Consider the following 9,856-nt stretch of genomic DNA (forward strand, 5'->3'; position numbering starts at 1 on the left):
GCTGCGGACATTACGATGTTTGGGGGCGGCCAGCCGCGATGAGCGGTTTAGAGAACCCGGGCTAACCGCGCCTGCTTCACCTCAGCCCGATCCGCTTGGCGCCTTGCCGGAACAGCGCCTCGGCGTCCGGCTCGAAGCGGAAGGTGCCGATGAAATCATCGGCGCAGTAGTTCGGCAGCGTCTTGCGCAACGCGGCGGCGAAACCTTGACCCTCGTCCAGCCGTCCCGCCAGCGCAAGGCAATGCGCGGCGATTGCCAGGATGATGGCATGGGCGTTGGGACGCGCGGCTGCTTTCAGCGCCCATTCGGCGGCTTCGTCAAACTGGCCGAGCCGGACATGCGACATCGCCCTGGCGCCCAGCATGCCGAACAGCAGCGGATCGAAGGGGCTCAGATGCCTGGAATGGTCGGATGAGCCGATCGCGGCCTTCGGGTCGCCGGACTGCGAGTGGACGAAAGACAGGGCATAGTGGCCAAGCGCGAAATTAGGGCTGAGGTCGACGGCGCGTTCCAGCTCGATGAGGGAGCCGTCCTGCTCGCCGCGCAGCCACAGCGCCCGCCCCATGGCCCAATGCGCGGCCGGATTGTGATCGTCGACGAGAAGGCTCTGGCCGGCTGCCTCGAAGGCCATGGCGCTCTCCTGATCGCGGTCGCCCCAGCGCTGGAAGGCATTTTGCCAATGAGTGAAGGAGAGCCCGGCATAAGCGCGGGCGAAGGTAGGATCGAGCTTCAAGGCCAGGTCGAAGAAATGCCGGGCCTGCTCGTTTTCCGCGCGGGTGAAGCGGTACATGTGCCACAGGCCGCGGTGATAGGCCTCCCAGGCGTTCAGCGAATTGGGCGCCTTCAGCATGGCGCGGTTGCGCTCGACCGTCTCGATCTCGGCCGAGATCGACGAGACGATGCTGTTGCCGATATCATCGAGCACCGCAAAGATGTCGTCCGGCTTGCGCTCGAACGTCTCGGCCCAGACTATCCTGGCGGTGCGCACTTCGACCAGCTCGACAGCAACGGTGACGCGGCCCGCCTGGCAGCGCACCATGCCCGTGGCGACATAGTCGACGTTGAGCCGCCGCCCGGCATCTTCGGGCGCGATGTTTTTCTCCGCCAAGGCAAACACCGAGCCGCGCGCGATGACGAAGAAATCCCTGAGCTTGGCCAGGCGGGTGATGATGTCGTGGGTCAGGCCGTCGGCAATCCCTCCGCGAGGGCCACCAGGAACGCCGCCGATGCCGGCCTGTTCAATAAACGGCATCACCGCAAGCGAAGCCTTGCGCGACGTTGCGGCGTTGGGATCGGCAAGCATGATAGGAGGTACCGAGAGCGGAACGGCCGGCTGCACCCATGATGACGCGCCGTGCTGACAGCGGATTGCCCGCCATGCGTCGCGAACGGGTCCGAAATCCAGATCTTCGGACTGGAAGTGCCGTGCGGCGGCCGCAATATGCTCCTCGGCCGCGCCGAACTGGCCGCGCTGGGCGAGCCTCGTCAGCAAGGCCAGATGCACACGGCCGTCGAACGGAGCGAGCTCCAGCCATTTTTCGAGGTGCGCGGACACGTCATCGGAATCGCTGGGGAGACGCTCGACAAGCTGTTGCAGCACCGCCGCGTGGCATGAGCTGAAGCGGCGGCGCTGAGCGGTCAACCAGCTGTTGAAATGCGGGCTGCGGTCGATCTCCAGCCCGTCGAGGAAATCGCCGGGGAACAGCCGGGAAAGCGCCAGCAGGCGTTCGAGCTCGAGCGTCTCTATTCCCTTCGTCGCGGCGGAGGCAATCTCCACGGCATCCACGGATACACCGTTCAGGTCGACCGCAACCGTGTCACCTTGCGTCTCAATCCGGGGCCGATCGGGTTCATCGAGCATGCCTCTAAGCTTGCTGAGACACCAGCGAAGCTCGCCGCGCGGGTCGTTCGGCACATCCCACAAAAGCTCGCAGAGGCGGCTGCGCCCGACAGGATGCGGCGCCAGCGCCAGATAGGCGAACAGCGCGCGCAGCTTGCGCGACTTCGGAAGCGCGATGATGGTACCATTGCGTGCGATCGTCAGCGGGCCGAGCAGGCGCACGGAAAGGCCGGTCACCTCGCCGTCGAGGCTCGATCGGGTGGATTCCACGTGCGTTTCCACGCCTGCTCCCACGCTGGCCAGTCGGCCTTTGTTTTATCACCAAACGCGACACGGTGCATCCGGCGGCGAATTTCCGCGCCGGATGCCGCCATGGCCACATTGCCGGGAGGCAAATGTAGCGCGGCAAGGTCTCGAAACCTCGCCGCCCAAGCCACCGGTCTGTAACCGGCCGGTGACGACAAGAGACAACGAGGAAGCGAGGAGATCGACATGTTGCATCAACAGAAAATCAGAACCACGGCCGGGCGCGGCCGCCTGTTCGACAGCATTCTCGACACGGTCGGCGATACGCCGGTGATCCGCATCAACAATCTCGGGCCGGATCATGCGACGATCTATGTGAAGGCCGAGTTCTTCAATCCCGCCGCCTCGGTGAAGGACCGGCTGGCGCTCAACATCATCGAGGAAGGCGAGCGCAGCGGCGCACTGAAGCCGGGCCAGACCGTAGTCGAGGCGACCAGCGGCAACACCGGAATCGGCCTTGCCATGGTCTGCGCCCAGAAGGGTTATCCGCTGGTGGTGACGATGGCCGACAGTTTTTCCATCGAACGCCGCAAGCTGATGCGCATGCTGGGCGCCAAGGTGGTGCTGACGCCGCGCGCCCAGAAGGGTTTCGGCATGTACAAGAAGGCGGTGGAGCTCGCCGAAGCCAATGGCTGGTTCCTGGCCCGCCAGTTCGAAACCAAGGCCAACGCCGCCATTCACGAGGCGACGACGGCGCGCGAGATCATCAACGATTTCGCCGGCTCGCGGCTCGACTGCTTCGTCACCGGCTATGGCACGGGCGGCACCGTCGTCGGCGTCGGGCGCGTGCTGCGGCAGGAGCGTCCGGAGACCCGGATCGTGCTCGCCGAACCGGCCAACGCGCAGCTGATCGGCAGCGGCAAGCCGCAGCAGCGCGGCGCCGGTGGCGCGCCTGCCGCCAGCCATCCGGCCTTCGAGCCGCATCCGATCCAGGGCTGGACGTCCGACTTCATTCCGGACGTGCTGCAGGAGGCGATCGACGCCAGCCTCTATGACGAGGTGGTGCCGATTGCCGGGCCCGAGGGCATGAAATGGGCCAAGGCGCTCGCGCAGAAGGAAGGGATTTTCACCGGCATCTCCGGCGGAGCGACCTTCGCGGTGGCGCGGCAGATCGCGGAAAAGGCGGCGCCCGGCCTGTGCATGCTGCCCGATACTGGCGAACGCTACATGACGACACCGCTGTTCGACGGCATCGAAGCCGAGATGGACGCCGAGGAGACTGCGCTTTCGCAGTCGACGCCCGGCTGCCAGTTTCCGGCGTGACGGCGGCACATCGGGAGCGGCCTGCATGGACACGAAGCCTGGATTGGCCGTCACGGCCACCGAGGAAACGCTTGACCCCTCGAACTGGGCCGACGTGCAGGTCTTGTCGCATCGGATCGTCGACGATGCCGTCGCTTACCTGCGCGATGTCAGAGAGCGTCCGGTGTGGCAGGAGATGCCAGTTGATGTGAGGACTTTCTTCACGGCGCCGCTGCCGCGTTCGCCGGCTCCGCTGGCCGAAATCTACGGCGACGTCACAGGGAAGCTGATGCCCTATCCGATGGGCAACATCCATCCGCGCTTCTGGTCCTGGTATATGGGCTCTAGCAATTTCACCGGCGCGCTCGGCGATTTCCTGGCGGCGATCCAGGGCTCCAATCTCGGCGGCGGCAACCATGCCGCCGCGTTGATGGACAACCAGGTCGTCGACTGGTGCAAGGACATGATGGGCTTTCCGCAATCGGCCAGCGGCACGCTGGTGAGCGGCGGATCGATGGCCAACATTATCGGCCTGACCGTGGCGCGCAACGCCAAGGCCGGCATCGACATACGCGAGCACGGTGTTGCCGGCATCGACAGGCCGCTGCGTTTCTATGGCTCCGACCAGCTTCACTCCTGCCATCGCAAGGCGATGGAGGCGCTCGGCCTCGGCAACCGGGCACTGCGTCGCATCCCGAGCGATGCGGGGCTGCGCATCGACATCGCTGCGTTGCGGGCGGCGATTGTCGAGGACCGTAACGCGGGCTTCAAGCCGGCCTGCGTGATCGGCACGGCCGGCACGGTGAACACCGGCGCGATCGACGATCTGCAAGCGCTGGCAGACCTGGCGTCACAAGAGGATCTGTGGTTCCATGTCGACGGGTGCATCGGCGCCCTGCTTGCGATTGCGCCGGACAATTCGCATCGCGTTGCCGGCATTGAACGCGCCCACTCAATCGCGCTCGATCCGCACAAATGGCTGCACGCGCCATTCGAGGTCGGCTGCGCGCTGATCAGGGATGCCTCCGCGCATCGCGGCACGTTCGCGGTGACGCCGGAATATCTGGAATCGACCCCGCGCGGACTCGCCTCCGGCCACTGGCTGCACGATTTCGGCTTGCAGACGTCACGCGGTTTCCGCGCGCTGAAGGTGTGGATGGCGCTGAGAGAGCACGGCATCGAAAAGTTCGGCCGGCTGATCGATCAGAACATTGCGCAGGGACATCATCTCAGCGCGCTGATCGAGGCGGAACCGGCTCTCGAACTGGTGGCACCGGTGAACATTAACATCGTTTGTTTTCGCCACCGCGGCGACGGGCAGACGGGAGAGAGGCAGAACGCGCTCAACACCGAGATCATGCTGAGGCTGCAGGAAGAAGGCATCGCCGCCATTTCCGACACGACAGTGCATGGCCAGCATTGCCTCAGGGTGGCGATCAACAACCACCGCACCCGTCGCGACGATCTTGACCTGCTGATCCGGGAAACGGTGCGGCTCGGGCAGGAGATTTCAGCGACGGGCGCGACGGGCTAACGCCGGCCTTTCTTTCGAGCGGCGAGACTAGGCATCGAGCCAGACCTTCTCGAAATGCTGCTCGAGCGACTGGTGCTGCTCGCAGCCATGGACGCCCTTGCGGTAGGTGCGGTAAACCGAGCGCCAGTAGGGCTGGATGATAACGCCGGAATCGCGCAGATTCTGTTCGATCTTGGCCATGAGCTCCTCGCGGGCGCCGGGATCAGGCATCGCCAGCGCCTTGTCGAGCAGAGTGTCGAACTCCGGATTGGCATAGGCGCTCTCGTTCCACGCGGCGCCAGACTTATAAGCGAGCGCCAGCACCTGGACGCCGAGCGGCCGGCCGAGCCATTCCGTGCAGGAGAAGGGATATTTGCTCCAATCGTTCCAGAACGTCGCGGCCGGCAGCACAGTGCGCTTGATCTTCAGCCCGGCCTCGCGCATCTGCGCGGCGATGGCGTCGCCGGTGCTCTTCTGCCAGTCGACGTCGACTGAGATGAGTTCATATTCGTGGTCGGCCTTGCCGGCCTCGGCGAGCAGGGCCTTGGCTTGATCGGTGTTGCGGACGGCCGGGCCGATATCGGCATATTCGGGATGCATCGGCCCGACGTGATGGTTCTCGGCAGGCTTGCCGCGATTGTCCATGCCGATCTTCAGCACGGCGGCGTTGTCGACCGCGAGCTGGGCGGCGCGGCGCACCTTGATGTCGTCATAGGGCGGATTGCCGATGTTGAAACGCGCGACGATGGTCGAACCGGTGGCGATTTCCGAATTGCTCAGGCCCATGGAGTCGGTCTGCGAAACCGTGTCGGAGGCGGTTTCGTGGTCGGTATCTACTTCGCCCGATTCGAAGGCCGACAGCATGGCGTTGGGATCGGAGCCGTAGTCGACCCATTTGATGCCGTCGAGGTAGAAGTCGCCCTTCCACCATGGCTTGTCCTTACGGCGGACTTCGGCGCCGACCTCGGCGTCCCATGCGACGAGTTCGCAAGGCCCGGTAGTGATCGCCAATGCCTTCAGCGGATCGCCGTCGCCTTCATAGCTGCGGTGCATGATCAGCGCCGGATAGTCGGCCATGCCGGCGATCAGCGAAATGTCGGGCTTGGGCAGATTGAGCCGGACGATGAAATCGTCGACGCGCTCGATGCCGCCGTCGACGGCCTTCTTGGTATCGGCGTTGACCAGTGCGCCCATGCGCGCGGCGACCGAATTGCCGGCGACGGACGCATCGCACCAGCGCGTCAGATTGTGGATCACGTCGTCGGCGTTGAAGGTGTCGCCGTTCGACCAGGTGATGCCCTTGCGGACATGCAGCGTCAGCACGCGGGCGTCGTCGCTGGTTTCCCAGCTCTCGAGCAGCCATGGCTCGAAGGTGAAGTCGCGCTTCCAGCGCACCAGATATTCGTTGCACTGGCGGGCGACGTTGGACATCTCGACGCCGTCGAAAGTGCGCGGATCCTTCCAGCCCTTGACGTTCATGGCGACACGCAAGATGCCGCCGCGCTTCGGTTCCTCGGCCCTGGCCGGTGACGGCGCAAGCCCGCCCAGCGCCAGCGCGCCGGCAGCGCTGACGCCGAGCGCAGCCATGGTGGCGAGATATTCGCGCCGGTTCATCTGGCCTTTCTTGAAGCCATCGGCGACGGGCTCCGCCTGCGGATGCAATTTCCGGTCGGTCAGCATGAACTTCATCGTAAATCCTCCCTGTCGGGCCGGCGCATCGCGGATGCGGGCTCCTTACGTGGCGTGATGATAGGGCTGGCCTGACCGAAGCAGTGTTCGGGTTTCCGCAGTTGTTGTGCGCTGTTCCGCGACAGTGGAGATTGGAGGACGGTCCGCGTCACTCAGGCCAATCACCTCCGCCCAGCGCGGCTATTGCCGCGATTATGCGCTCAAACGCCTGGCCGGCGCGCGGTACGGTTTTGCGGGCGCGCAGGAAGCTGTGCACCAGCCGCGGCTCTTCGCGCCACCATGCCTTGCCGCCGGCGGCAAGGATGCGATCGCGATAGGCCTTGCCGTCAGCCGACAGCGGGTCGCATTCGGCAGTGATGACGACGGTCGGCGGCAGGCCAGAGAAGTCCGTATCGCCGAGCGGCGAAAATGTCGGGTCTTCCGGCGACTGCCCCTTCCCTGCCCGGATATGCCGATAGAATTCGACGTCGCGCAATGTCAGCAGTGGCGCCTCTGCGTGCTCGACATAGGAGCCGGCGCGCTCTTTGCTGTCCAGCTCGGGGCCGTCTAGCTCGTCACCGCCGAGCTCGGGATAAATCAGCACCTGGCCGATCGCATGGCGAGGATGGCGGCGTGTCGCCTGCGCCACTGCGGCAGCAAGATTGCCGCCGGCACTCTCACCGCAGAGTACGAGCGGCAGGCCGGTCGTCGCCGCAGCCCATTCGAATACGGCCAGCGCATCCTCGAAGGCCGCCGGATGCAGATGCTCGGGCGCCAGCCGGTAGTCTGCGGACAGAACGGGAAAGCCAGTGCCGGCGCAAATCTCGGCGCAGATGTCGTCATGGCTGTCGAGCCCGCCAAGGACGAAGCCGCCGCCGTGATAATAGACGACCATCGCTTGTGGCGCCGTGCCCGCCATCTGGTAACGCCGGACCGGGATCGCATGGTCAATGGCAGGAACCGCGCTGTCGCTGGCCTTGACACCGGACGGATAGGGCTCGCGGAACGCCCGGCACATGGCGTCATAGACCGCCCGCTGCCTGTCGATCGGCATGTAGACGATCTCGGGCGGATACGACTCATTGACCCGGTCGATATAGGCCCACAGCTCCGGATCGAGCAGCGTTTGGTATTTTCCGCGCTCTGTCGTTTCTGGTCGATCGGCCTCGGTGATCATCGCGGCGCGGTCCCGCTCAGAGCTCGGCGTAGAGGCGGGCGGCGTTTTCGTAGCTGAAGCGCAATGGCACCGAGCCCTCGACCTGCCAGGCTTCGACCGTCTCGCCGGCCAGCAGCCGACAGGCGCCGTCGGTGGTGGTGACGGCGCCGCCATAGAGCCGGTTGGCGAGATTGAGAATGGCCGTCTGATGCATCGCCGTGCTGCCGCTGCCGCAGGCATCCTTGACCAGCAGCACGCGAAACCCGAGCGCCACCGCGTCCTTTACGGTGGCATCGATGCAGGCCTCGGTCCAGACGCCGGCAACGACCAGCCACTCGACGCCATCGGCCTTCAGCCGCTCGGCGGCAGGCCCCGCGCGGAAGGCGCTGGCATCGGTCTTGACCAGCATCGTCTCGCCTGTCGCCGGGCCCACTTCCGGACAGATCGCCGTCAGTGGATCGTCCTTGTCGGAAAACGCCGACTTGCCGTTGGCCTCGACCGGGTGGAACGGCCGTGCCGTGGCGAGATCGACGATATAGGCCCAGTGGTACAGGGGCACATTGTTGGCCCGAGCCGCCTGCTGCAGCCGCTGGACGTTGGCGAGAATGTCGCCATAGCCTTCGACCAGATAGCGCTTGTCCCGCCGATGCTCCTCCTGGAGATCGATGAACACCGCCGCCGCCTTGCCGCGCTTGATCGAGATCGGGCTTTTCATGCAAAACTGCCTGTCAGCACTCAAACGTGCCTGTCAAGGAAATCGTCCTCATAGGGAAAGCGCGACAGGAGTTCGGTGCCGGTCTCGGTGATCAGGATCTCGTCCTCCAGCTTGACGCCCTCGCGGCCGCCCTTTTCGCCGATATAGCTTTCGACGCTGACCACCATGCCGGGCACGATGACACCGTCGCGGCCATAGGTCTCGTAATCCATGGCATGCGCGATGAACGGCGTCTCGCCATGCATGCCGACGCCGTGCATGACCGAGGTGTAGCGCTGGTCGACGAAGCGGTCCGGGATCTTCCAGGCCTTTTCGGCAATCTCGCGAAACGCCATGCCCGGCTTGACGACCCCGATGTTGTGCTGAACCTGATCGTGCGCCATGCGGTAGAGCGATCTCTGATAATCGGTCGGCTTGCCCGGGCCGCAGCGGAAGGTGCGCGAAAAGTCCGAATAATAGCCGTAGCAGCCGATCGTGTCGGTATCGAGCGCCAGAAGTTCGCCCGGCCTGATCTTGCGGCCGCTCGCCTCATTGAACCATGGGTTGGTGCGCTGGCCCGAGGTCAGCAAACGGGTTTCGATGAATTCGCCGCCCTGGCGGATCACCTCGCCATACATGATGGCGAACAACTCGTTTTCGGATACGCCGGGCTTGATCGCCTCGCGCACCGCATAGACCGCAGCCTCGGCGCCAGCCATCGACACCTGCAGGCATTTTACTTCCTCTGGCGTCTTGACCGCGCGCACCGCCAAAATCTCGCCCTGGCAATCCCGGACGTCGCAGCCGCGCTTTTCCAACGCCAGTGCCTGCAGATGGCTGCAGCGGTCGAGCCCGAGCTTCATCGAGCCGCCGCCATGCGCCTTGAGCAATTCGGCGATCTCATCGGCGAACGGGCCGGCTGTTTCGTCGTCACGGCCCGACACCGAAGACCAGACCAGCTTCGACGGCCGCGCCTCGTCGATCGTGTCGAGCACCATCGAGACATGGTAGCTCTGCGGATATTCGAACAACACGATCGGCCCTTCGGTCGGGATGAAGAAGTAGCGCGTCGAGTTGCGCAGGAAATAGCCGAACATGTTGCGCGAGCCGGTGGCGTAGCGCTGGTTGTAGGGGTCGAACAGCACGACGCCGCCATAGCCGGCCTCGCGCATCCACGCGCGCAGCTTGACCAGTCGCCCCTTGCGCAGCGCGTCGGCATTGATGAAGGACGGCTCGGTATCCGACAACCACATGCCGCCGGCCGGATCGGCCGCAGCCGGATGCCGCATGCGGTCCTTGAAGTCAACGTCCTCGGTGCTGTCGGGGTCGAAAACGACGATGCTCATGGGTGCCTCCTGGAAGCGAGACCATGGAGCAAAGGACGTGCGGGCGTTGTGCGGAAAACCGCAAATGTTGTGCTGGATGCCGTAGACAGGC

Annotated in this window: 7 protein-coding genes; 2 read left to right on the forward strand and 5 right to left on the reverse strand. The window is 64.7% G+C overall.

Annotation, left to right across the window (positions count from 1 at the left end):
* Window positions 1-76: 76 nt before the first annotated feature.
* Complete coding sequence (locus NKI22_RS25890; protein ID WP_352815912.1) at window positions 77-2,110, reverse strand: transcriptional regulator; 2,034 nt, start codon at window positions 2,108-2,110, stop codon at window positions 77-79.
* Window positions 2,111-2,332: 222 nt separating this feature from the next.
* On the opposite strand from NKI22_RS25890, the gene NKI22_RS25895 reads away from it, so the two are divergent.
* Together NKI22_RS25895 and NKI22_RS25900 are read left to right on the forward strand one after the other, a co-directional pair.
* Window positions 2,333-3,409, forward strand: a complete 1,077-nt coding sequence (locus tag NKI22_RS25895) for a PLP-dependent cysteine synthase family protein (protein ID WP_352959151.1) — start codon at window positions 2,333-2,335, stop codon at window positions 3,407-3,409.
* Window positions 3,410-3,434: 25 nt separating this feature from the next.
* The gene (locus tag NKI22_RS25900; protein ID WP_352959153.1) at window positions 3,435-4,922 is read left to right on the forward strand and encodes a pyridoxal phosphate-dependent decarboxylase family protein; all 1,488 of its coding nucleotides are present in this window, start codon (window positions 3,435-3,437) and stop codon (window positions 4,920-4,922) included.
* Between the two features lie 27 nt (window positions 4,923-4,949).
* Here NKI22_RS25900 and NKI22_RS25905 read toward each other — a convergent pair whose 3' ends face one another.
* From NKI22_RS25905 to NKI22_RS25920, 4 genes are all read right to left on the reverse strand, one after another.
* On the reverse strand, window positions 4,950-6,590 hold the full coding sequence (locus tag NKI22_RS25905; RefSeq protein WP_352939259.1) for an ABC transporter substrate-binding protein: 1,641 nt from the start codon (window positions 6,588-6,590) through the stop codon (window positions 4,950-4,952).
* 148 nt (window positions 6,591-6,738) lie between these two features.
* A complete protein-coding gene (locus tag NKI22_RS25910; protein WP_352495422.1) occupies window positions 6,739-7,746 on the reverse strand; it encodes an alpha/beta hydrolase in 1,008 nt (335 codons plus the stop codon).
* 16 nt (window positions 7,747-7,762) lie between these two features.
* On the reverse strand, window positions 7,763-8,440 hold the full coding sequence (locus NKI22_RS25915; protein WP_352481348.1) for an isochorismatase family protein: 678 nt from the start codon (window positions 8,438-8,440) through the stop codon (window positions 7,763-7,765).
* 20 nt (window positions 8,441-8,460) lie between these two features.
* The gene (locus NKI22_RS25920) at window positions 8,461-9,765 is read right to left on the reverse strand and encodes a M24 family metallopeptidase (RefSeq protein WP_023718786.1); all 1,305 of its coding nucleotides are present in this window, start codon (window positions 9,763-9,765) and stop codon (window positions 8,461-8,463) included.
* Window positions 9,766-9,856 lie beyond the last annotated feature (91 nt).

The sequence above is a fragment of the Mesorhizobium sp. M0778 genome, from assembly GCF_040320105.1.
GTDB lineage: Bacteria > Pseudomonadota > Alphaproteobacteria > Rhizobiales > Rhizobiaceae > Mesorhizobium.